Below are 23,453 nucleotides of genomic sequence, written 5' to 3' on the forward strand. Positions count from 1 at the left end.
GTGTTCGTATCACTTTTAGGTTTTCGGGAGGGCTAGCGGATGGCAAAAGTTAATTTAGAACAAATTGAACATGCAGTACGCCTTATTTTAGAGGCGATTGGGGATGACCCAAATCGTGAGGGAGTACTTGATACACCAAAGCGTGTTGCAAAAATGTACGCAGAAGTGTTCTCAGGTATGCATGAAGATCCGAAAGAGCATTTGCATAAAGTATTCGGAGAAGATCACGAAGAGCTTGTACTAGTAAAAGATATACCATTTTATTCGATGTGTGAGCATCATTTAGTTCCATTCTATGGAGTTGCTCACGTTGCATATATTCCGCAAGGTGGAAAGGTGACAGGGTTAAGTAAATTAGCTCGTACCGTAGATACAATTGCACGTCGCCCACAACTGCAAGAACGTATTACATCAACAGTAGCGAACTCTATTATGGAAGTACTAGAGCCTCATGGTGTAATGGTAGTAGTAGAAGCAGAACATATGTGTATGACGATGCGTGGTGTAAAAAAACCAGGTGCGAAAACAGTAACGACAGCAGTGCGTGGTGTGCTTGAAAATGATGCTGCAGCGCGCAGTGAAATTTTATCGTTTATTAAAACGAAGTAAAGAAAAGCGGGAAACTGCTTTTCTTTTTTTTTTTTAGTAAATAAATGATATAGTTTTAACTAGACAGAGTGAGATTAGAAAGATTGCTTACATGAATGGTAGGTGTAGCCAAGTTTTGGTTATAGAAAATAGAGTGTATGTGTTATAATAAGTTTTATGAATTAGAAAACAAGGGTGATTTTTTGTGTGTGACATCTACGGAGGGTATGCGGGTATAAAAGAAAAATTGATGGAGAAATTACGCCATCCTTACTTTATAAACTATATTGAAGAACCATTTATTGATGAAGAAAAGATAGCATTGTTATATGGTGCTTTAAAGAGTGCAAACTTACATATAGAACAAATTGAGCATTACGTAGTAACAATTATGCTTGTACAAATTGCGCTTGATACGCATGAAAGGGTATCAAATAAAGCAGGCGAGGAAGAGATTGAATTCCATAAATGTCGTCAATTAACAGTACTTGCAGGCGATTACTATAGTGGACTATATTATTATTTATTGTCTATGAATCGTGATATTGTTTTAATTCGTGCACTTGCTGAAGGAATTAAAGAGATAAATGAACACAAAATTATGTTATACCAAAAAGCGCATGAAACGACGGATGACATAATGAAAAGCATAGTAATGATTGAGTCTGCGCTCCTTCAAAAAACATGTGATCATTTTCAGTTATCACATTGGAAGCCATTTATCACATACGTATTAGGTGGAAATCGCCTTCAAAAAGAAATTCAATTGTATGCTGATAAGCAACATTCGCCTGTTTTTCAAGCTATGCAAGATGCTTTAGGGGATAAAGCAGAAGTAGTGATTAATGGTTGGATGAAGGAATTGAGAAAGAAAGAAAAAAATTTTTTAGAAAATCACACAGACATAAATGAAATAAATTCTGTGTTAAGGAATAAATAGAAGACATAAGCAATTTTACATTGGAAGAAGGTACGAGCATGCAACAATCAAAAGAAGAAAGAGTACATGACGTATTTGAAAAGATTTCTGATAAATACGATGTGATGAATTCTGTAATTAGTTTTCAAAGACATAAAGCGTGGCGTAAAGAAACGATGCGAATTATGGATGTACAACCAGGCAGTCAAGCGCTTGATGTATGCTGTGGAACCGCAGATTGGACAATTGCGCTAGCTGGAGCCGTAGGTGAACAAGGAAAGGTTGTTGGCTTAGACTTCAGTGAAAATATGTTATCTGTCGGTAAGCAAAAGGTAGAGGCGTTACAATTAAAACAAGTAGAACTTCTACATGGGAATGCAATGGAACTTCCGTTTGAAGATAATACGTTTGATTATGTGACGATTGGGTTTGGTTTACGTAACGTACCGGATTATATGCACGTATTAAAAGAAATGACGCGTGTAGTAAAACCAGGTGGAAAAGTAATCTGTTTAGAAACATCTCAACCAACAATGATTGGTTTTCGACAAGGGTATATTTTATACTTTAAATATATCATGCCGTTATTTGGAAAGATGTTTGCGAAAAGTTATAAAGAGTATTCATGGCTTCAAGAATCTGCTAGTACGTTCCCAGGGATGAAAGAATTGGCTCAAATGTTTGAGCAAGCTGGACTTGAACGTGTGCAAGTGAAACCATTTACTTTTGGGGTAGCAGCGATGCATTTAGGTATTAAACCAGAATCAAAATAGAAAAAAGAAGTTTTAGGTTAAGGTGAACAATATGAAGTTACAACTTATGTACTCTTTTTTACGATCGGATATTAATGTGATAGAAAAAGAATTAAAAAAGACAGTCGCTTCTGAACAGCCATTAGTAGAAGAGGCAGCATTACAGCTTATTGAAGCTGGTGGGAAACGAATTCGTCCTGTATTTGTGTTGCTTGCAGGGAAATTTGGAGATTATAAGTTAGATGCGATTAAGCATGTTGCTGTTGCGTTAGAACTTATTCATATGGCTTCTCTTGTTCACGATGATGTTATTGATGCTGCATTTTTACGACGCGGCAGTGCGACTGTGAATGCGAAATGGGGAGATCGTATTGCGATGTATACAGGGGACTATCTGTTCGCTAAGTCTCTTGAATGTATAACAAATATCGAAATTCCAGAGGCGCATCAAGCGTTATCACATACTATTTTAGAAGTCTGTAAAGGTGAAATTGAACAAATTAAAGATAAATACAATTATGACCAAAATTTAAGAACGTATTTAAGAAGAATAAAGCGAAAAACAGCATTATTAATTGCCGCGAGTTGTCAATTGGGAGCGATTGCTGCTGGTGCTAATCGTGATACGGTAAATCGTCTATTTTGGTATGGGTATTTTGTAGGAATGTCTTATCAAATTATTGATGACATTTTAGACTTCGTTTCTACAGAAGAGAAACTTGGAAAACCTGCTGGCGGAGATTTACTACAAGGGAATATTACACTTCCTGCTTTATATGCGATGGAAGATCCAGTACTTCGTCAGAAAATCACATCTGTACATGAAAATTCAACAGCAAGTGAAATACAAGAAATTATTGATGCTGTAAAAAATAGTACAGCAATTGATCAAGCATTTGCATTTAGTGAACGTTATTTACATAAAGCTTTAGAAATAATAAAACCACTCCCACGTGGAAAAGCAAAGTACGCATTACAAAATGTTGCAAAGTATATTGGAAAACGAAAATTTTAATGTTTATTCTAAAAAATAAAATAATCTCTCTATTTCAAAACTATTGCACAATTGTGATAAGGGTGATAATATGTGTGTGGGGATATACAATTACATACATAATTCAGAAGTGGAGAGATTTTTTATGGAAAAAACATTTCTAATGGTAAAACCAGACGGTGTACAACGTGCCTTCATTGGGGAAATTGTAGCTCGTTTTGAGAAAAAAGGCTTTCAATTAGTTGGTGCAAAATTAATGCAAGTCACTCCGGAAATTGCTGGACAACACTACGCTGAGCATAAGGAAAAACCTTTCTTTGGTGAGTTAGTAGACTTTATTACATCTGGACCTGTGTTCGCAATGGTATGGCAAGGTGAAGGTGTAGTAGATACAGCGCGTAACATGATGGGGAAAACAAGACCACATGAAGCAGCTCCTGGAACAATTCGTGGAGATTTCGGTGTAACTGTTGCGAAAAACATTATCCATGGTTCTGATTCTTTAGAAAGCGCAGAGCGCGAGATTGCTATTTTCTTTAAAGAAGAAGAATTAGTTGATTACTCAAAATTAATGAATGAATGGATTTACTAATTATTTTGAAATAATTTGTAAACGCTTTAATCACTGTGATAATAGTAAAAAGTGCAAGGAGAATAGGGGTATTCTTCTTGCACTTTTTTTATTTTCAGTTAGTTACGAAGTTTGAGCTGTTATGATATGTTGATATTTAAATTAGGCCTATCGGAAATATAGAATAAGAAAATGGTCGATTTATGATATAATTTCTTTAATATTTTTAGAATGATAAAAGTTAATATAGTGAGATAAATACATATACGAAAAGAGGAATAACGTATGCGATATATTACAGCTGGTGAATCTCATGGTCCACAACTTACAACGATTATAGAAGGTGTTCCGGCAGGATTGTCTTTAGTAGCAGATGATATAAACGAAGAGTTAGCTAGAAGGCAAAAGGGATATGGGCGCGGTAGACGCATGCAAATTGAAACGGATCAAGTGCAAATTTTAAGTGGTGTTAGACATGGAGAAACATTAGGTTCCCCTATTGCACTTGTTGTTGAAAATCGTGATTTTGCACACTGGACAAAAATTATGGGGGCGGAGCCTTTAACTGAGCAAGAAGAAAAAGAGATGAAAAGGAAAGTGACAAAACCAAGGCCTGGGCATGCTGATTTAAATGGTGCGATTAAATATGGTCATAGAGATATGAGGAATGTACTGGAACGTTCGTCAGCGCGCGAAACGACGGTGCGTGTTGCTGCTGGTGCGGTTGCTAAAAAGGTGTTAGCAGAACTTGGTATTAAAGTGGCGGGCCATGTAATTGAAATTGGCGGTGTACAAGCTAAGGAGATTACGTATAGTTCAATTGAAGAATTAAAGAGTATTACAGAAGCATCTCCTGTACGTTGCTTAGATGAAGAAGCTGGTAACCAAATGATGAAAGCGATTGATGATGCGAAAGCAAATGGTGATTCAATTGGTGGAATCGTTGAAGTAATTGTGGAAGGGATGCCAATTGGAGTAGGCAGCTACGTGCATTATGATCGAAAACTGGATGCGAAATTAGCAGCTGCAATTATGAGTATTAATGCTTTTAAAGGTGTCGAGATTGGAATTGGTTTTGAAGCAGCGCATAGACCAGGAAGTGAAGTTCATGATGAAATTCTGTGGGATGAGGAGCATGGATATACACGAAGAACAAATAATGCAGGTGGACTAGAAGGCGGTATGACGACTGGAATGCCAATTGTTGTGCGCGGTGTGATGAAACCGATACCTACACTTTATAAACCTCTTCAAAGTGTAGATATTGATACGAAAGAGCCTTTTACAGCGAGTATTGAACGTTCAGATAGTTGTGCAGTGCCAGCAGCTAGTGTCGTTGCAGAAGCGGTTGTGGCTTGGGAATTAGCGACAGCTTTAATAGAACAATTCGGATTAGATCGTATGGAACTAATTCGTGAAAATATTGAGAAACATAATGAATATGCGAGGGGATTTTAATGGGAAACATACATATTCAAACGAAATCAAAAGAATATGATGTACATGTTGGTAAAGAAGCGTTGTCAAACTTAACAACGATCGTTCAAAATATGCAGCCAGCGGTATCTAACGTAATGATCATTTCAGATGAAGCTGTTGCATCACTACATTTACAGACAGTTATCGATGCATTACAAGTAGAGCAGCACGTGTTTTCGTTTGTTGTACCAAGTGGCGAAAAAGAGAAGTCTTTCGAAAATTTCTATGCGGCTCATACGTCAGCTCTTGAAAATAAATTAGATAGAAATTCTTTAATTCTTGCACTTGGAGGCGGAATGATTGGAGATTTAGCTGGTTTTGTTGCTGCATCGTTTATGCGTGGTATTCGCTTTGTGCAGGTTCCGACAACTTTATTAGCGCACGATAGCGCAGTGGGTGGGAAAGTAGCGATTAACCATCCGTTAGGTAAAAATATGATTGGTGCATTCCATCAGCCAGAAGCAGTTGTATATCATACACCGTTTTTACAGTCTCTTCCTGAAAAAGAGTGGCGTTCAGGTTATGCAGAGGTGATAAAGCATGCTCTTATTGGTGATGTGGAGCTATACCATTGGTTAAAAGAAGAAGTGCAAACATTAGCGGATCTTCATGATGAGAAGTTAATCCATATATTAACGAAGGCGATTCCTGTAAAGGCAAATGTTGTGTCACAAGATGAAACAGAGAAGGGTGTACGTGCTCATTTGAACTTTGGACATACGTTAGGACATGCTCTTGAAAAAGAGCTAGGGTATGGAAATATTACTCACGGTGACGGTGTAGCGGTTGGAATGTTATTCGCCATATTTTTAAGTGAGCAAGTGTACAAGGTTGATCTTGCTTATGAAGATATGAAGCAGTGGTTCTTGAAATACGGCTATCCAAAAATGCCAAGGGATTTGAATGTAGAGCGCCTCGTTCAATTGATGAAACAAGATAAGAAAGCAAATGCAGGAGCAATTCATATGGTGCTTATGCAGGAATATGGGGTAGTGAATGTCGTATCTATTTCAGATGAGACTGTTCATATTGCGTTAGAGGCATTTCAAAAAGATATGGTTTAAAATGATAGCGAAGTGCTGTGAAGTGCTCATTTAGAGGTATTCTCGTAATAGTGACGGTTATGACAAAAGATTACAGTAAGGGGCTATAACCGTATTGTAATCAAATTGAATGAAATGACTGGGGGAAGAAAAATGAGAGTGAAAGAGCAATTGTTAACTTTGAGAGCGTATGTGCCTGGGAAAAACATTGAAGAAGTAAAAAGAGAATATGGTTTATCAAAAATTGTGAAATTAGCATCCAACGAAAATCCATTCGGTTGTTCAGCACGTGTGACAGAAGCATTAACTTCTTTAGCGAGCCAATATGCCCTTTATCCAGATGGATATGCCTTTGAACTTCGGACAAAAGTAGCGGAACATTTAGGTGTAAAAGCAGAACAACTACTATTTGGTAGTGGATTAGATGAAGTCATTCAAATGATTAGCCGAGCGTTACTACATGAAGGAACAAACGTTGTAATGGCGAATCCTACGTTTTCACAATATCATCACCATGCTGTTATTGAAGGAGCAGAAGTTCGTGAAGTATCACTTAAAGATGGTATTCATGATTTAGATGCAATGCTAGAGCAAGTAGATGAGAAAACGAAAATTGTATGGATTTGTAATCCGAATAATCCAACAGGTACATATGTTGAGAAACAAAAATTACTTTCATTTTTAGAATCAGTTCCTAAGTCGGCTCTCGTTATTATGGACGAAGCATATTATGAATACGCGGAAGCAGAAGACTATCCGCAAACATTACCACTTCTTGAAAAGTATGAAAATCTTATGGTTTTACGCACGTTTTCAAAAGCATATGGTTTAGCTGCTTTTCGTATCGGATATGCGATTGGGGATGCGAAGTTAATCGGACAGCTAGAAGTAGCTAGGTTACCATTCAATACATCAACTGTAGCCCAATCTGTAGCACTCGCTGCATTAGAAGATCAAGCCTTTTTACAAGATTGTGTGCAAAAGAATGCTGAAGGTTTAAATCAGTATTATGCATTTTGTAAAGAATATAACGTATTCTATTATCCATCCCAAACAAATTTCATTTTCTTAAAACTTGGTATACCGGGTAATGAAGCTTTCGAACGATTAATGAAAAAAGGATATATCGTTCGTTCTGGTGCTGCATTTGGTATCGATGATGGTATTCGTATTACTGTCGGTTTGAAGGAAGAAAATGATGAAATTATAGAGTTGCTGAAAGAGCTTGTAAATGAGCAAGTACAGAAAGAAGAAACATATTCTTAAGAGATTGTGAAGGCTCCTAGTATAGGAGCCTTTTTTATCGCATTCAAAATAAAGGTTGAAGACTGCTAATTAAGTTATTCTGTAAACCACGGTTTGTATGGCTCGATAATTAGTGAGAGAAGTTATTTGCACGGTCATAAAAGAAAGCGGTACAATAGAAGATGATGGTAAGGTATCGGTGTCATATCCGAACCTTTTGAACAATTAACTACTCTGTAAGAAGAAGTATAAGAAGAAGTATGCTCATTCTAAAGGTTGCGTTCTAACAGTGAGTTGCTTATGATAAATGAACAGAAGAGAATATTTTTTAGAATTAAAGGAGACGTTTATGCAAAAGTTTGAACAAGCTGTTTCATATATTGAAAATGGTGAAGCGGAAAAAGGATTACAATTATTAAAAGAACAATTAAAAATTGCGAATGATGAAGAGAAGTATGATATCGCTCGTTACTATCATACGCTTGGATTTACAGATGAGGCATTAGCAATTACTGAAGACTTACGTTTACTGTATCCAGAAGAAAGTGAATTCACTGTATTTTTAGCAGAATTATATATTGATCTAGATAAAGAAGATGAAGCGATTGAAGTGCTTCATGATATTCCAGAAAATGACGATTTATATGTTCAATCGTTATTACTTGTTGCAGATTTATTCCAAATGCAAGGTTTTGATGATGTAGCAGAGCAAAAACTATTAAAGGCGAAAGAAATGATGCCTGATGAACCTGTTATTACGTTTGGGTTAGCAGAATTATATAGTAGTAAAGGTGAAGAACAAAAGGCAATTACTTATTATGAATCGCTATTAGCGGAACATAAAGTAATGGGTGGTGTTGTGATCGCACTTCGCCTCGCAGAAACGTTAAGCGCGATCGGAAACTGGGAAGAAGCGATTTCTTATTATGAAGCAGGCCTAGAGGAACAAAAAGATATTCACTCATTATTTGGATATGCCTTTACATTATACCAAGGTGAAGAATATCAGAGAGCAATTGGTGCTTGGCAAGAACTAAAAGAATTAGACCCTGAGTACGCATCACTGTACATGTATTTAGCGAAAAGCTATGAAAAAGAAGGAATGCTTCAAGAAAGCTATGAAACGCTTCATGAAGGAATTAAAGTAGATGAGCTTTCAGTTCCATTTTATGTAGAGTTGGCGAACATTGCGGCGAAATTAGGGAAAATAGTAGAAGCAGAGGAAGTTCTTCAAAAAGCGCTTGAGTTAGATCCAGGGCATTTAGGTGCAACATTAAAATATGCATATATCTTAAAAGAACAAGAAAAGTACGAAGAGTTAATTGCAATTGTAGAGCGTGCTATTGATAGTGGAGAACCAGATACACAACTACTTTGGGATCTTGCGTATGCAAAAAAACAATTAGAAATGTATTCGGATGCATTAAAACACTATGAAAGTGCATATACTTCTTTTAAGAATCATCCAGACTTCTTAGAAGAGTACGGTTATTTCTTATTGGAAGAAGGAAAACGAAAAGAGGCGAAAGAAGTATTTACCCAGTTATTACAACTAGACCCGACACAAATTCATATTGAAGAATTGTTATATAATTTAGAGGATTTTTCATAAGTTGGAAGGAAACTGAATGCCGCTTCTTGAATCTAAAAAGAAAAGAGAAAGACAGAGGAGGGACTTAATTGCTATGAATACCCCTGTTTCTGTAAACGAGAAGAAGGATTTTGTAAAATGGTTTTTGAATAATTACCAACTGAAACAGCGTGAATGTGTATGGATTCTGAATTATTTAATGAGTCACGACCAATTGATGCATAAAGTCCACTTCGTAGAGCATGCAAAATATTGTCCGCGTGGCTTAGTGATGTCAGCGAATTGTGTGAAAGACACACCGTTTCACTTTTTTAAACAAAATGTTATGACAACAGATGCTGAAAAATCGTTTCATGATATTCGTTTAAATCGAGATGAGGATATTTATATTCAACTCAACTTTAAATCATCGTTTCAAAATGCGAATTATGTAGCTGTATTAGAAGAAAACCCATATCTACCAAAGCATATTGAAGTAAATGAAAAAGATCGTTTACTTGCAGAAAGGTTTTTGGAAGAAAGTGTATTTTCGTTTAGGAGAGAACGCCTTTTGAAACAAATTGATGAAGCGTTAGATAAGCAAGATAAGGAAGCGTTTCATAGATTAACGGCAGAGTTAAAGACTTTATAGAATTTATTTGGATTAATTAATTTTTACAAATTTCAGACTTTTATAAAGAAAAACTACCTATATTGGGTAGTTTTTCTTTTTTTACCTCTTTTAGTGTGGTTTAATATATATAAAGTGAAAGTTCTGTCATTTGCAAGTGAAGGAGGGAAGGGATTTGAAGTGGATTGTAAAAGATGTAGAACAGTTTGAGCAAGCAAGAGAGTATGTTGATACAGGAGTAATACCGCTGTTATCAATTTCGGCAGCAAAAGAAATGAAAATGGTTGTAGAACAAGGTGAATTTATCGAATTGTTGAGCACGGAATTGGAAAGAGAGTATAAAGGAAGAGTGCTTTTACTGCCTGCGTTTACGTATTTGGTAGAAAGTCAAAAGAATGAAAAAGGTCGTTTGCAAGAATGGACAAATCATTTACGAAGTGAAGGTTTTAAGCATATTGCTTATGTTACAAGTGATTTTTCATGGAAAGAGGATATGCAAGAGTTACAGGGAGATTTATTTTGGTTTCCTTCATTAGCGTTAGAACAATTTAGTGATCAAGCAAAAAGAGAAGTTATTCATGCGCATATAAAAAATATAATGGTGATGTTGGAAGAGAAATGGGGAAACTCGCAATAAACAGAAAGTTCTTATTATTATGAGTAGTATGATATTGACCTGTGCATGAGCGTATTATATCATGATAGTGTCCTAGTTTTTATTTTTTATATAATTTATCACGAGGGGACAATTTCTGATAGAGGGGGGAAATTTTCGTGAGCGACAAAGAACATCGCGTGTCAAGAAGACAATTTTTAAATTACACACTCACAGGGGTAGGAGGCTTTATGGCTGCCGGTATTTTAATGCCGATGACGCGATTTGCGCTTGATCCGGTGTTAAGAAAAGAAGCGGGAACAGATATGGTTGCTGTTGCGCAAGTAAAGGATATTACAACAGAGCCGAAGCGTTTCGATTTTAAAGTGAAGCAGGTTGATGGTTGGTACAAGTCTGAAGAACCAAAATCGGCTTGGGTTCATAAAGATGAAAGCGGAGACATTGTTGCGTTCTCTCCAGTATGTAAACATTTAGGATGTACAGTTAACTGGAATTCGGACAAAGCACATCCGAATCAATTCTTTTGCCCATGTCACGGGGGGCGTTATACAAAAGATGGGATTAACATTAAAGGTACGCCACCCCTTGCTCCGCTTGATGTGTACGAGTCTAAAGTGAAAGATGGAACGCTGTATCTAGGAAAAGCGAAGCCAAGAGGGGGTGCAAAGTAGATGTTAAATAAAATTTATGATTGGGTGGATGAAAGATTGGATATTACACCAATATGGCGTGATATCGCTGATCATGAAGTACCTGAACATGTAAACCCGGCACATCACTTTTCTGCATTCGTCTATTGCTTTGGAGGACTTACCTTTTTCGTTACTGTAATTCAAATTTTATCTGGAATGTTTTTGACGATGTATTATGTGCCTGATATTAAAAATGCTTGGGAATCAGTTTACTATTTACAAAATGAAGTTGCTTATGGGCAAATTGTTCGTGGTATGCACCACTGGGGTGCTAGTCTCGTAATTGTAATGATGTTTTTACATACACTCAGAGTTTTCTTCCAAGGTGCGTATAAAAAGCCCCGTGAGTTAAACTGGATTGTTGGTGTTCTTATTTTCTTTGTTATGTTAGGTCTTGGTTTTACCGGATATTTATTGCCGTGGGATATGAAAGCTTTATTTGCTACAAAAGTAGGGATTCAAATTGCAGAGCAAACACCGCTCATTGGTCCTTATATTAAAACATTACTCGCTGGTCATTCCGAAATTGTTGGCGCTCAAACATTAACTCGCTTCTTTGCTATTCACGTCTTCTTCTTACCAGCAGCACTTCTAGGTTTAATGGCCTTCCACTTCATCATGATTCGCAAACAAGGTATTTCCGGTCCACTATAAGAGATTGCTAAATTAAAGGGGAAAGAACTAAAGGAGGGAGATTATGCATCGCGGCAAAGGGATGAAGTTTGTAGGAGATTCTCGGGTACCAGTAGCTCGGAAACCAAATATTCCAAAAGACTATTCTGAATACCCAGGGAAAACAGAAGCATTTTGGCCGAACTTCTTGTTAAAAGAATGGATGGTTGGTGCAGTTTTTTTAATCGGTTATTTATGTTTAACAGTGGCGCATCCGTCGCCGCTTGAGAGAATGGCGGACCCAACAGATGCTGGATATATACCACTTCCAGATTGGTATTTCTTATTCTTGTATCAGTTATTAAAGTATTCGTATGCTTCCGGTTCATTTACTGTAATTGGAGCATTTATTATGCCAGGGATTGCGTTTGGAGCATTACTGTTAGCTCCATTTCTTGATCGAGGTCCAGAAAGACGTCCATTGAAGCGTCCTGTGGCAACTGGATTTATGCTTTTAGCAATTGCATCGATTATCTTTTTAACTTGGGAATCTGTAGCACACCACGACTGGGAAGCTGCAAAAAAACAAGGAGCAATTGTAAAAACAGCGCCAGTTGATAAAAATGATGATGGCTATAAATTAATGCAAAAAAATACTTGTTTAACATGTCATGGTGACAATTTACAAGGCGGGGCAGCAGCACCGGCACTGCAAAACTTAACTTTAAAGCCAGAAGAAATTGCTAAAATTGCGAAAGAGGGAAAAGGTTCAATGCCTAAAGGTGTATTTAAAGGTACGGATGAGGAACTGAAGAAGCTTTCGGAATTCGTTGCAAAGTATAATAAAAAATAATAAAAAATAATAAAAAGCTGACTACAAAATTTGTAGTCAGCTTTTCTATTTAGTTGGATGAAGTTTGTTATAATAGAGTAGGATTTAATGAATGAATTACTTTGCTTGAAAGGTGTTGGACATACGGATTGGTGTACTTGTATGCAATGTTAAGACAACGCTCGGTATTATTATTTTTATTAATTGTTAACATATTAGGTACAATTTACGGATTTATATGGTACGGAAATCAATTGAAAGAAACGTCACCTATATTTTGGCCGTTTGTACCAGATAGTCCTATGGCGAGTCTCTTTTTTGTCTTTGTTTTAATTGCTTTTTTGGCAAAGAGAAACTGGGGATTAATAGAAGCGTTAGCGATTGTAACTTTAATAAAATATGGTATTTGGGCTGTTGTTGTAAACGGGATTATGATTTACGTAAAAGGGCCTATTGGCCTTATGGGCTACATGTTAATGCTTTCGCACTTTGCGATGGCAGTACAAGGATTTTTATATGCTCCATTCTATCGTATAAAAAAATGGCATTTTATAGTAGCAGCTGTGTGGACGTTGCATAACGATGCAATTGATTATTTATTTTGGCAAATGCCGCGATATGGAATTATGCATTTGTTTGTAGAGGAAATTGGTTATTTTACGTTTTGGTTAAGTATTGCTGTACTATGTATTACATATTATTGTTGCTTACGTGAGCAAAGGAAACAATTTTCTTTATGATGGTTAGAACATTTAGGGGGAGAACATGGAGAAAAATAAGAGTGGTACAAAAATATTGGATCGATTGATTACTTTAGTTGTTTCATATAGCATAGCATTTTCTATTTTTGCACTCGCAACAACGGCAGTTGTCTATGGAAAATGGCTGTATTATTTTGAAATTGATTTTTTAAATATTCCTGATTTAGCGGATATGACGAAGGATGAAATTAAAAGAAATTACGATGTGCTTATTACATATTTATCCCCGTTTTATGACGGAGCATTACATTTGCCAACATTAGATATGTCCACAAATGGCCGTATTCATTTTGTAGATGTTAAAAATATTTTAGTAAAGATTCAATATGTGATGTATGCGACAATTATGATTGCAGTGATAGGCGGAATTTATTTATTAAAAAAGAAAAATGAAAAGTTTTTACTGCACGGATCGATTTTAACAATCATTTTTCCGATAGCGCTTATGTTACCAATTGCTATTAATTTTGAAAAGAGTTTTGTATTATTCCATAAACTTTTATTTAGTAATGATTATTGGGTTTTTGATCCTGAAAAAGATCCAATTATATTAATGTTACCAGAAGAGTTCTTTATGCATGCTGCGTGTGCTATTTTATTATTCATTTTAGGTGGTAGTATACTTTGTTACAGTTTATATCGATATTTCGTAAAAAAGAAAAGGATGTCACAGAAAAAATTCTCTGCTTAAAGAGAATTTTTTTCTTTGTAAAATGATAATATATTTTTCGGTCTAGTTCTGTTCTATTCTTGTCCAAATTAACATATTTTGTACTAGTAGTTATAGGGGGGACCGGGATGAAGAGAACATTAATTGGATTGATAGCATTTCTAATTATAATGTTTCCGTTACGTATATATGCTGAAGAGTGGAATGAGCTAACAGGGTTGTTAGACGACTCGTTACAGTTAGTGAAGCGTAATGAAGATGAAAAAGCGGTACAAGTATTACAACATTTCTCGGAGCAATTTTTAATAAAGGGGAATGAAAAGAAGCAGGAAGTAACACCAGATCAAGTTAGAGTTATTTCTTTAGCTTACGATAAGGCGCAACAATCGCTCTCTGAAGAAGGTTTAGGTAAGCAAGCTAAAATTGATAATGTGCTGGCATTACAACTTGCTGTTGATGCACAAGTATCGAAATATCAACCACTTTGGATGGAAAGAGAAAGGAAAGTAATGGATGCCTTTTCTCAAATGGAAAAAGCGATGGAAAAAGAAGATGCTGGGCAGTTTCAACAAACGTTAAATACGTTTTTAAATGAATTCAATATTATTTATCCAAGCCTAATGATTGCTTTGCCAGAAAACGAGGTTCAGCGTGTAAATGTTCATTTATCTTATTTAGATGAATTTCGTAACGTTATGTTAAAAACGAAAGGCGGCCAAATGCAATTAGGGATTATTAAAGGGGATTTGCAAAAGATATTTCACACAGTAAAAAAAGATGAAATTGCACCCTCTCTCATTTGGTTTATGACAATTACTGGGGGACTTATTTTCTTCACATTAACTTATGTTGGATGGAGAAAGTATAAAGGAGAGAGAGAAAAAAGAAAAAGTAATGTACATTCTAAAAATAGATAATGCAATAAATAAAGATATGGATTGTAAGGTTTATTCATTGACAATAGTGGCAGAAGAAAATAGAATGAGAAGTACTATAATTAAAACTTCAATGGAGGTTCATGATGTTTTATTTAATTTACTTCGCGATCATAATGATCATACCGTTGTATGCACAGTCAAGAGTACGTAGTGCCTATAGCAAGTATTCACAAGTTTATTCAACATCAGGTATGACAGGAGCGGAAGTGGCTCGAAAAATTTTAGATGAAAATGGATTATACAACGTAGCTGTAGAAGAAACACCAGGTCATTTATCAGACCATTATGATCCAACCGCTAAGACGGTTCGATTATCAACAGATAACTATTATGGACATTCAGTTGCTGGTACAGCAGTTGCAGCACACGAAGTAGGACACGCAATTCAAGATGCAAAAGATTATAAATTTATGCGCGTTCGTCATTCGTTAGTGCCAGTTGCAAACTTTGGTTCGAATATGTCTTGGATTTTCGTCCTAATCGGTATATTTGCACAAATGTCTGGTTTGTTGTTATTAGGTATCATTTTAATGGCAGCAGGTGTTGTGTTCCAGCTCGTTACATTGCCAGTTGAGTTTGATGCGTCAAAGCGCGCAATGCAACAAATTGAAGCGTTAGGTATTGTATCAACAGATGAATATGGGCAAGCTCGTAAAGTATTAAATGCGGCAGCATTAACATATGTAGCAGCTGCAGCTGTAGCGGTATTTGAATTATTACGTCTCGTATTAATGTATACTGGTATGCAGCGTAGCGACGACTAAAGACTATCAATTTTGATAGTCTTTTTTTGTTGTATGGATTGAATTATATAATGTATTGCAAATAGAAATAATAGAAGTAATGCGGAAAGGCGGTGGGGGGAAATGAAATATCCAGACCATTTAGTAAAACAAGTGCAAGAGCGCAGTGCTCCTTATCAACTAGAAGGTTTTTTAAGTGGACAAGGTCCTGAAAATCCCAAATTTATGTTGTTAGGAGAAGCGCCTGGTGAAACAGAAATTCATAATGGGATTCCGTTTAGCGGGAGGGCGGGAAAACAATTAATGGATTTTTTAGAGCGTATTGATGTTACAAGGGAAGAAGTATATATTACGAGCGCTGTTCGAAGTAGACCTTATAAATGGCGAGAGAAAAAAGAAAGAAATGGTGAAATCATACAAAAAAAGTATAATAGAACGCCAAATCAGGGAGAAATAGTTGCCCATGCGCCTTTGTTAGATTATGAATTAGAGAAAATACATCCGAAGCTTATCGTCACGCTTGGAAATATCGGTCTTCAACGTTTAACAGGAAAAAATAAAAAAATCACAGATGTACACGGGCAATTATTAAAACAGCCCATTCAAAAATTAAAGGATATGCAAAGTGCAGAGTTTACATGGTCAGAGAAAGAATATCATGTTTTTCCGACTTTTCATCCAGCTTCCATTTTTTATAATCGGAGTTTATTGGAGCTTATTCATGAGGATTTTGAGAAGCTTAAAAGACTTGTAATAAAAAACTAGAAAAGCTAAGGCGCTTTTCTAGTTACATTTAATTATGTAAAGGGTTTTTATTTTCATCTAACGTAAATCCTTCACCAACTACATCATGTACATCACTTACAGCGACAAAAGCATGAGGATCTACAGAAGTAATGATATTCTTTAATTTCACGATTTCATTTTTAGCAACAACGCAATACAATACGTTACGTTCCACTTTTGTATACGATCCAACAGCTTTTAAAAAGGTTGCTCCGCGCTCCATTTCAGATAAAATTTTGGCAGCAATTTCATCGTTTTTCTCTGAGATAATAGTCGCTCCTTTGGCAGCATAAGCTCCTTCTTGCATAAAATCAATGACTTTAGCACCGATAAAAACAGCAACTAGCGTATACATGCCCTCGCGGTATGATAAATAGGTAAGAATAGAGACTACGATAACGACAGCATCAAACATAAACATTGTTTTCCCCATACTCCAGCCAACATATTTGTGAGCTAGTCGTGCGATAATATCTACACCGCCAGTAGTCCCGCCATATTTAAATATTATTCCAAGGCCGATACCGATAAATGCCCCGGCGAATAAAGCTGCGAGTGTCATATCATTTTGCAAGTTTAAATGTAAGTTGAGTACTTCGTAACGCTGGAAAATCCATAGAAATAAAGATACGCTAAAGGTGCCAATTAATGTATATAAAAATGTCGTTCTGCCAAGTAACCTCCAACCAATAAAAAATATAGGGATATTTAAAATTAAGTTTGAGTAGGAAGGATCAAACTTAAATAAAAAATACAATAATAGTGTAATACCAGTAAACCCACCCTCTGCAAGGTGGTTTTCAATATTGATATTGACAATACCGAAAGAAAATATAGCGGAACCGATTAAAATAAAAATAATATTTCGCATCTTCAATTTTGATGTCATATAGAAATCCCCCTAATTATGTAATGATTGCATTGCTCCGCTGAAACAGTAAAACATAATAATAAGTAATTTCTAGTTGCTAGTGAAAATAGTAAGAACTTGATTGATGTGGGCTGATCTTTTGTGAAAAGCACAAAAGAAGGTTTCACTTTATCCCGCTCTAACGGCTGATAGGAGATGAAGCAAAGAAGAGGGGCAAACCAGCCGTAGGAACTCGATTAGTTCAACTAATCTTTTGCAAAAAGCGCAAAAGAAGTTTCACTTTAACCCGTACCAACGGCTGGTAGGAGATAAAGCTCTGAAGAAAGGCGAACCAGCCGTAGGAACCCGATTAGTTCAACTAATCTTTTGCAAAAAAACACAAAAGAAGTTTCACTTTATTATAGTCTATCCAAAAATGGGTCGCAAATAGGTGTTTGGCGGGGAATAATATTTGTCAAATCGCGATGAATTGGCTAACATGAAAGAGGAAGGATTAGAGGTGAATAGTATGGAAGCAAAAACGATGAAAGATATGCAGAAAGAAGTAGATGCATATATTGGTCAGTTTAAAGAAGGTTATTTCAGTCCGCTTGCAATGATGGCTCGTTTAACGGAAGAAATGGGAGAGCTTGCAAGAGAGGTAAATCATTATTATGGTGAGAAACCGAAGAAAACAACTGAAAAAGAAAGAAGTATTGAAGAAGAGCTTGGAGATGTATTATTTGTTATGATTTGTATGGCAAATAGTTTAAATATTGATTTAGAGACAGCACATAACATTGTAATGAATAAATTTAATACACGTGATAAAGATCGCTGGACACGTATTGATGAGGGAGAGAAAGAATAATGAAAGAAATTAAAGTAATTATCGCCGGACCAAGAGGACGTATGGGACATGAAGCAGTTCTTCTTATGGAAAGAACGGAACATTTTAATTTAGTAGCAGCAGTGGATTATAAGCATGGTGGTGAGAAGATTTCTGATTTACCTGGCATGCCAGCATTACATGCACCGATTTACGCTGATTTACATACTTGTTTAGATGAAGTAGAAGCAGATGTGTTGTTAGATTTAACAACACCAGAAGTGGGGAAACAACACGTTACACTTGCAGTTGAGCGTGGACTTCGTTCGGTTATTGGTACAACTGGATTTACAGAAGAAGAATTGGCACGTTTAACAGAGAATGCAAAAGAAAAAGCAGTAGGAACAATTATTGCTCCAAACTTTGCAATTGGTGCAGTTCTTATGATGAAATTCTCACAAATGGCAGCGAAATATTTCCAAGATGTTGAGGTAATTGAATTACATCATGATCAAAAATTAGACGCACCATCTGGTACAGCTGTAAAAACGGTAGAGTTAATTCGTCAAAATCGTGAATCAAAGCAGCAAGGTCATCCAAATGAAGTAGAGCAACTAGCAGGTGCACGTGGTGCAAATGTAGACGGTATTCACATTCATAGTGTACGTTTGCCAGGGCTTATTGCACACCAAGAAGTAATGTTCGGTGGAGATGGACAAATGTTAACAGTTCGTCATGATTCATTCAATCGTGCATCATTTATGTCAGGTGTAAAACTATCAATTGAGACAGTAATGAACCTTGATCATCTTGTGTACGGTTTAGAAAATATTATCGACTAAAGGGGAGACAACGGATGAAAATTGCCTTAATCGCACATGACAAAAAGAAAAATGATATGGTTTCGTTTGCATACGCATATAAACCAATTTTTGAACAACATGAATTATTTGCAACAGGAACGACAGGGCTTCGTATTATGGAAGCGACTGGATTAGTTGTAACAAGATATCAATCTGGCCCTCTTGGTGGAGATCAAGAAATTGGTGCAATGATTGCAAAGAACGATTTAGATATGGTGATTTTCTTCCGCGATCCATTAACAGCACAGCCGCATGAACCGGATGTGAATGCATTGCTTCGTTTATGTGATGTATATGCGATTCCACTTGCAACGAATATGGCAAGTGCTGAAATGTTAATGCACGCATTAGAGCGAGGAGATTTAGATTATCGTAAGTTAAGAAAATGAGGGGAACAATTATGAGTGGATTACATATATTAGCGTTTGGTGCTCATGCCGATGATGTTGAAATCGGCATGGCTGGTACCATCGCTAAATATACAAAGCAAGGGTATGAAGTAGGTATTTGTGATTTAACAGAAGCTGATCTTTCTTCAAATGGAACGATAGAGTTGAGAAAAGAAGAAGCGAAGGTTGCAGCTCGTATAATGGGAGTAAAAACGAGGCTGAATTTAGCGATGCCAGACCGTGGTTTGTATATGAAAGAAGAGTATATACGTGAAATTGTCAAGGTGATCCGTACATATAAACCAAAACTAGTTTTTGCGCCGTACTATGAAGATCGCCATCCAGATCATGCAAATTGTGCAAAGCTTGTGGAAGAGGCTATTTTTTCAGCAGGAATCCGTAAATATATGCCGGAACTTTCACCACATCGTGTGGAGTCTTTTTATAATTATATGATTAATGGTTTTCATAAACCGAATTTTTGTATAGATATAAGTGAGTACCTCTCTATAAAGGTGGAAGCATTAGAAGCGTATGAAAGCCAGTTTTCAACAGGGAGTGATGGTGTTAAGACACCGTTAACAGAAGGTTACGTTGAAACTGTAATCGCTCGTGAGAAGATGTTTGGAAAAGAAGTTGGAGTCTTGTATGCCGAGGGATTTATGAGTAAGAAACCGGTTTTATTACATGCTGATTTATTAGGGGGATGTAAATGAAATTAAAAATAGGTATTACATGTTATCCTTCTGTAGGTGGTTCTGGAGTTGTTGGGACAGAATTAGGAAAGCAATTGGCGGAACGTGGGCATGAAATTCACTTTATCACATCGGGTTTACCATTCCGGTTAAATAAAGTATATCCAAACATTTATTTTCATGAAGTGACGGTAAATCAATACTCTGTATTTCAATATCCACCATACGATTTAGCGTTAGCAAGTAAAATGGCCGAGGTTGCACAAAGAGAAAACTTAGACATTTTACATGTGCATTACGCAATACCACATGCAATTTGTGCATATTTAGCAAAACAAATGATCGGAGAGCGTATTAAAATTGTTACAACCTTACATGGAACAGATATTACTGTGTTAGGTTCCGACCCTTCGTTAAATAATTTAATTCGTTTTGGTATTGAGCAATCGGATGTTGTCACTGCTGTCTCGCATTCATTAATTAACGAAACACATGAGCTTGTAAAACCAAGTAAAGAAATTCAAACGGTATATAACTTTATAGACGAACGTGTATATTTCAAGCGTAATATGTCTCAATTAAAGAAAGAATATGGTATAAGTGAGAGTGAAAAAGTACTTATTCATATTTCGAATTTCCGTAAAGTGAAACGTGTGCAGGATGTTGTTCAGGCATTTGCTAAAATTGTTAAAGAAGTAGATGCGAGGTTGCTTCTTGTTGGAGACGGACCAGAATTCTGTACCATTTTACAGATAGTGAAGAATTTACATATTGAAGATCGCGTTTTATTCTTAGGGAAGCAAGATAATGTTGCAGAACTACTTGCGATGAGTGATTTAATGTTGCTTCTATCAGAGAAGGAAAGTTTTGGTCTTGTTTTATTAGAAGCAATGGCGTGTGGTGTACCTTGTATCGGAACGCGGGTTGGAGGTATTCCAGAGGTTATTCAACACGGGGAAACAGGATATTTATGTGAAGTTGGCGATACAACAGGAGTGGCAAATCAAGCTATTCAGCTATTAAAGGACGAGGAACTTCACCGTAATATGGGAGAACGAGCAAGAGAAAGTGTTTATGAGCAATTTCGCTCAGAAAAAATTGTTTCACAATATGAAACGATTTACTATGACGTACTAAGGGATGACAAAAATGGAAAGATTTAAAAAAGCTAGTTCTATTATTGAGACATTAAAGCAACAAGGACATGAGGCTTACTTTGTTGGTGGGAGCGTACGAGATCTTATTATCGATAGGCCGATTGGAGATATTGATATTGCGACATCTGCTCTACCAGAAGAAGTGATGGCTATATTCCCAAGAAATGTTCCTGTTGGTCTTGAGCATGGAACTGTAATTGTTGTAGAAAATGGTGAGCCTTATGAGGTAACTACTTTTCGAACAGAAAGCGAATATGAAGATTTTCGAAGACCTAGTAGTGTTCAATTTGTTCGTTCATTAGAAGAGGATTTAAAACGTCGTGATTTCACGATGAATGCAATTGCTATGACAGAAGAAGGCAAAATGGTTGATTTATTTGCTGGACAGGAAGCCATTCAACAGAGAGAAATTGTGACAGTTGGAAATGCTGCGGATCGTTTTCAAGAAGATGCCCTGCGAATGATGCGTGGTATTCGGTTTGTAAGCACGTTAGGTTTTTCATTAGAAATGAAAACGAAGCAAGCGATTGAAACGTATGGGCATTTGCTAGAACATATAGCAATTGAGCGTATTACAGTAGAGTTTGAGAAACTGTTAACTGGTACATATTGTGTGAAAGGTCTCAAAGAATTAGTAGAGACGAAGCTGTTTTCTCATTTGCCATATTTACAAATGTCAGAAGAGAGACTGTTAAAAGCTACGCAGTATAAATGGGATTCTTTCGAAACGGATATTGAGGCGTGGGCATTTTTCTTATATTGTATCGGAGAAGAACATCCATCTGTCTTTTTACGTCAATGGAAGTTTTCGAATAAAAAAATAAAAGATATTGTTGCAGTTTTATTGGCAATTCGTACTAGAAAGGAGAAGGATTGGGATACAGTCCTTCTTTATAAAACGGGAATTCATATCGCTGAAATGGCAGAGAGAGTATATGAAGCGATGATTGAAAGCTATGACCCTACATCTGTTGAACGAGTACAATTAATGTTTCATGCATTGCCAATCCAGGAACGTCAAGAAATGAATGTGACTGGTAATGATTTATTAAACTGGGCAAACAAAAAGCCTGGTCCGTGGGTTGCTGAAATGCTTCAGAAAATCGAAGAAGCAATCGTACAAGGAAACGTAGTTAATGAGAAAGAGCGTATAAGGGAGTGGCTGCAAGGATGCAATCTACTATAAGAAAGCAGTTATTGCAAGTTTTTTCTGAAGCGGATGGCGAGTTTGTATCCGGCCAAACAATTAGTGATAAACTTGGTTGTTCAAGAACTGCTGTGTGGAAACATATGGAGGATCTGCGGAGTGAGGGATATGAACTTGAAGCTGTGCGCCGATTAGGTTACCGAATTGCAAGTAAGCCAGACAAAGTGACTGCTAATGAAATTCAGTTAGGGCTACAAACGAAGCGGATTGGTAGAACAGTGTATTTTGAAGAAACTGTTGAATCAACGCAGCACATTGCAGCAAAACTTGCTTATGAAGGTGCAGAAGAAGGAACTGTCGTTGTAGCAGAAGAACAAACAGCGGGAAGAGGTCGTTTAAGCAGAAAATGGCATTCACCAAAAGGAACAGGGATTTGGATGAGTATTATTTTACGCCCGTCAATCCCAGTTCATCATGCACCGCAACTTACTTTGTTAGCGGCTGTTAGTGTTGCACAGGCAATTGAAAAATGTACAGGTGTAAACGTAGGAATAAAATGGCCAAATGATATTTTAATTCAAGGTAAAAAGGCTGTAGGTATATTAACAGAAATGCAAGCGGATCCTGATAAAATTAATGCTGTCATTATGGGCATCGGTATTAATGCGAATCAAAAGCAAGAACATTTTGATGAAGAAATTCAGCACATCGCTACTTCATTAGCGATTGAATCAGGTAAGCCGATTGTTCGTGCAGAACTTATGCAACAAATCTATTTACAACTAGAAAAATTATATGAAGAATATTTACAAAATGGTTTCTCTGTCATTAAAATTCTTTGGGAAAGTTACGCTGTGAGCATCGGGAAAGAAATTACCGCTCGAACGATGAGAGAGACAATTACGGGGTTAGCAAAAGGAATCACAGAGGATGGTGTATTACTTCTGGAGGATCATGAGGGGAAAGTACATCATATTCATTCTGCAGATATCGAAATTAAGTAAAAGAAGTTCCTCTTTTGGAACTTCTTTTTATTTCAATAGTTTTGAGTTGAATTTGTAACATGATAATAAATTCTTTT

The 23,453-nt window shown here is 36.5% G+C and carries 27 protein-coding genes; 26 read left to right on the forward strand and 1 reads right to left on the reverse strand.

Features of this window, described 5'->3' with window-relative positions; all coding sequences use genetic code 11:
* Positions 1–39 precede the first annotated feature (39 nt).
* From folE to DN407_RS07545, 19 genes are all read left to right on the forward strand, one after another.
* Positions 40–609, forward strand: coding sequence for a GTP cyclohydrolase I FolE (gene folE / locus DN407_RS07455; protein ID WP_001151482.1), 570 nt, complete (start codon positions 40–42; stop codon positions 607–609).
* Positions 610–793: 184 nt separating this feature from the next.
* Entirely contained in the window at positions 794–1,528 is a 735-nt protein-coding gene (locus DN407_RS07460) for a heptaprenyl diphosphate synthase component 1 (RefSeq protein WP_000332845.1), read from the forward strand.
* A gap of 38 nt (positions 1,529–1,566) precedes the next feature.
* Positions 1,567–2,280: a 2-heptaprenyl-1,4-naphthoquinone methyltransferase gene (menG, locus tag DN407_RS07465; protein ID WP_001187674.1), complete on the forward strand. Its 714-nt coding sequence runs from the start codon at positions 1,567–1,569 to the stop codon at positions 2,278–2,280.
* A 31-nt stretch (positions 2,281–2,311) separates the two neighbouring features.
* On the forward strand, positions 2,312–3,274 hold the full coding sequence (gene hepT, locus DN407_RS07470) for a heptaprenyl diphosphate synthase component II (RefSeq protein ID WP_000776076.1): 963 nt from the start codon (positions 2,312–2,314) through the stop codon (positions 3,272–3,274).
* A gap of 124 nt (positions 3,275–3,398) precedes the next feature.
* Positions 3,399–3,845, forward strand: coding sequence for a nucleoside-diphosphate kinase (ndk, locus tag DN407_RS07475; protein WP_000415883.1), 447 nt, complete (start codon positions 3,399–3,401; stop codon positions 3,843–3,845).
* Positions 3,846–4,109: 264 nt separating this feature from the next.
* The gene (gene aroC, locus DN407_RS07480; RefSeq protein ID WP_001269386.1) at positions 4,110–5,282 is read left to right on the forward strand and encodes a chorismate synthase; all 1,173 of its coding nucleotides are present in this window, start codon (positions 4,110–4,112) and stop codon (positions 5,280–5,282) included.
* Positions 5,282–6,367: a 3-dehydroquinate synthase gene (gene aroB / locus DN407_RS07485; protein ID WP_000526812.1), complete on the forward strand. Its 1,086-nt coding sequence runs from the start codon at positions 5,282–5,284 to the stop codon at positions 6,365–6,367. Before aroC ends, aroB begins: the two co-directional genes overlap by 1 nt.
* A 132-nt stretch (positions 6,368–6,499) precedes the next feature.
* A complete protein-coding gene (gene hisC, locus DN407_RS07490; RefSeq protein WP_001264023.1) occupies positions 6,500–7,612 on the forward strand; it encodes a histidinol-phosphate transaminase in 1,113 nt (370 codons plus the stop codon).
* 328 nt (positions 7,613–7,940) lie between these two features.
* Positions 7,941–9,203 carry a tetratricopeptide repeat protein gene (locus DN407_RS07495; protein WP_001168671.1) on the forward strand — a complete coding sequence of 421 codons (1,263 nt, stop codon included), beginning with the start codon at positions 7,941–7,943 and terminating at the stop codon, positions 9,201–9,203.
* 73 nt (positions 9,204–9,276) lie between these two features.
* The gene (locus tag DN407_RS07500) at positions 9,277–9,813 is read left to right on the forward strand and encodes a ReoY family proteolytic degradation factor (RefSeq protein ID WP_001095925.1); all 537 of its coding nucleotides are present in this window, start codon (positions 9,277–9,279) and stop codon (positions 9,811–9,813) included.
* Positions 9,814–9,967: 154 nt separating this feature from the next.
* Positions 9,968–10,429 carry a YpiF family protein gene (locus DN407_RS07505; RefSeq protein ID WP_000871314.1) on the forward strand — a complete coding sequence of 154 codons (462 nt, stop codon included), beginning with the start codon at positions 9,968–9,970 and terminating at the stop codon, positions 10,427–10,429.
* Positions 10,430–10,566: 137 nt separating this feature from the next.
* The gene (gene qcrA / locus DN407_RS07510) at positions 10,567–11,079 is read left to right on the forward strand and encodes a menaquinol-cytochrome c reductase iron-sulfur subunit (RefSeq protein ID WP_001280593.1); all 513 of its coding nucleotides are present in this window, start codon (positions 10,567–10,569) and stop codon (positions 11,077–11,079) included.
* Complete coding sequence (gene qcrB, locus DN407_RS07515; protein ID WP_000932700.1) at positions 11,080–11,754, forward strand: menaquinol-cytochrome c reductase cytochrome b subunit; 675 nt, start codon at positions 11,080–11,082, stop codon at positions 11,752–11,754. It abuts the gene before it with no gap.
* A 43-nt stretch (positions 11,755–11,797) separates the two neighbouring features.
* Positions 11,798–12,565, forward strand: coding sequence for a menaquinol-cytochrome c reductase cytochrome b/c subunit (qcrC, locus tag DN407_RS07520; protein ID WP_000554603.1), 768 nt, complete (start codon positions 11,798–11,800; stop codon positions 12,563–12,565).
* 128 nt (positions 12,566–12,693) lie between these two features.
* Positions 12,694–13,284 (forward strand): lipoprotein heptaprenylglyceryl N-acetyltransferase LhaT, encoded by a 591-nt coding sequence (gene lhaT / locus DN407_RS07525; protein WP_025967075.1) that lies wholly within the window; start codon positions 12,694–12,696, stop codon positions 13,282–13,284.
* A 25-nt stretch (positions 13,285–13,309) separates the two neighbouring features.
* Complete coding sequence (gene lit / locus DN407_RS07530) at positions 13,310–13,996, forward strand: lipoprotein intramolecular transacylase Lit (protein WP_000414377.1); 687 nt, start codon at positions 13,310–13,312, stop codon at positions 13,994–13,996.
* Positions 13,997–14,103: 107 nt separating this feature from the next.
* The gene (gene ypjB, locus DN407_RS07535) at positions 14,104–14,892 is read left to right on the forward strand and encodes a sporulation protein YpjB (protein WP_000831583.1); all 789 of its coding nucleotides are present in this window, start codon (positions 14,104–14,106) and stop codon (positions 14,890–14,892) included.
* 101 nt (positions 14,893–14,993) lie between these two features.
* Positions 14,994–15,677 carry a zinc metallopeptidase gene (locus DN407_RS07540; RefSeq protein WP_058839490.1) on the forward strand — a complete coding sequence of 228 codons (684 nt, stop codon included), beginning with the start codon at positions 14,994–14,996 and terminating at the stop codon, positions 15,675–15,677.
* A 102-nt stretch (positions 15,678–15,779) separates the two neighbouring features.
* Positions 15,780–16,421 carry a uracil-DNA glycosylase gene (locus tag DN407_RS07545; protein WP_000876871.1) on the forward strand — a complete coding sequence of 214 codons (642 nt, stop codon included), beginning with the start codon at positions 15,780–15,782 and terminating at the stop codon, positions 16,419–16,421.
* A 28-nt stretch (positions 16,422–16,449) separates the two neighbouring features.
* On the opposite strand, the gene DN407_RS07550 is transcribed toward DN407_RS07545, so the two are convergent.
* On the reverse strand, positions 16,450–17,331 hold the full coding sequence (locus tag DN407_RS07550; protein WP_000202121.1) for a YitT family protein: 882 nt from the start codon (positions 17,329–17,331) through the stop codon (positions 16,450–16,452).
* Between the two features lie 490 nt (positions 17,332–17,821).
* On the opposite strand from DN407_RS07550, the gene DN407_RS07560 reads away from it, so the two are divergent.
* Genes DN407_RS07560 through DN407_RS07590 form a run of 7 tightly spaced genes read left to right on the forward strand, consistent with a single transcriptional unit; the run spans position 17,822 to position 23,376 of the window.
* Entirely contained in the window at positions 17,822–18,163 is a 342-nt protein-coding gene (locus tag DN407_RS07560) for a nucleotide pyrophosphohydrolase (protein WP_002108639.1), read from the forward strand.
* The gene (gene dapB / locus DN407_RS07565) at positions 18,163–18,963 is read left to right on the forward strand and encodes a dihydrodipicolinate reductase (protein WP_000658810.1); all 801 of its coding nucleotides are present in this window, start codon (positions 18,163–18,165) and stop codon (positions 18,961–18,963) included. The genes DN407_RS07560 and dapB overlap by 1 nt, the downstream gene beginning before the upstream one ends.
* A 14-nt stretch (positions 18,964–18,977) precedes the next feature.
* Entirely contained in the window at positions 18,978–19,373 is a 396-nt protein-coding gene (mgsA, locus tag DN407_RS07570; RefSeq protein ID WP_000684765.1) for a methylglyoxal synthase, read from the forward strand.
* A gap of 11 nt (positions 19,374–19,384) precedes the next feature.
* Positions 19,385–20,089, forward strand: a complete 705-nt coding sequence (gene bshB1, locus DN407_RS07575; protein WP_000015673.1) for a bacillithiol biosynthesis deacetylase BshB1 — start codon at positions 19,385–19,387, stop codon at positions 20,087–20,089.
* Positions 20,086–21,231, forward strand: coding sequence for an N-acetyl-alpha-D-glucosaminyl L-malate synthase BshA (bshA, locus tag DN407_RS07580; protein ID WP_149216143.1), 1,146 nt, complete (start codon positions 20,086–20,088; stop codon positions 21,229–21,231). The genes bshB1 and bshA overlap by 4 nt, the downstream gene beginning before the upstream one ends.
* Positions 21,218–22,411, forward strand: a complete 1,194-nt coding sequence (locus DN407_RS07585; protein WP_053514231.1) for a CCA tRNA nucleotidyltransferase — start codon at positions 21,218–21,220, stop codon at positions 22,409–22,411. The genes bshA and DN407_RS07585 overlap by 14 nt, the downstream gene beginning before the upstream one ends.
* Complete coding sequence (locus DN407_RS07590; protein ID WP_001192063.1) at positions 22,396–23,376, forward strand: biotin--[acetyl-CoA-carboxylase] ligase; 981 nt, start codon at positions 22,396–22,398, stop codon at positions 23,374–23,376. Before DN407_RS07585 ends, DN407_RS07590 begins: the two co-directional genes overlap by 16 nt.
* Positions 23,377–23,453 lie beyond the last annotated feature (77 nt).

Origin of the sequence: Bacillus sp. JAS24-2, from assembly GCF_008274905.1 — a bacterium.
Classification (GTDB): domain Bacteria; phylum Bacillota; class Bacilli; order Bacillales; family Bacillaceae_G; genus Bacillus_A; species Bacillus_A cereus.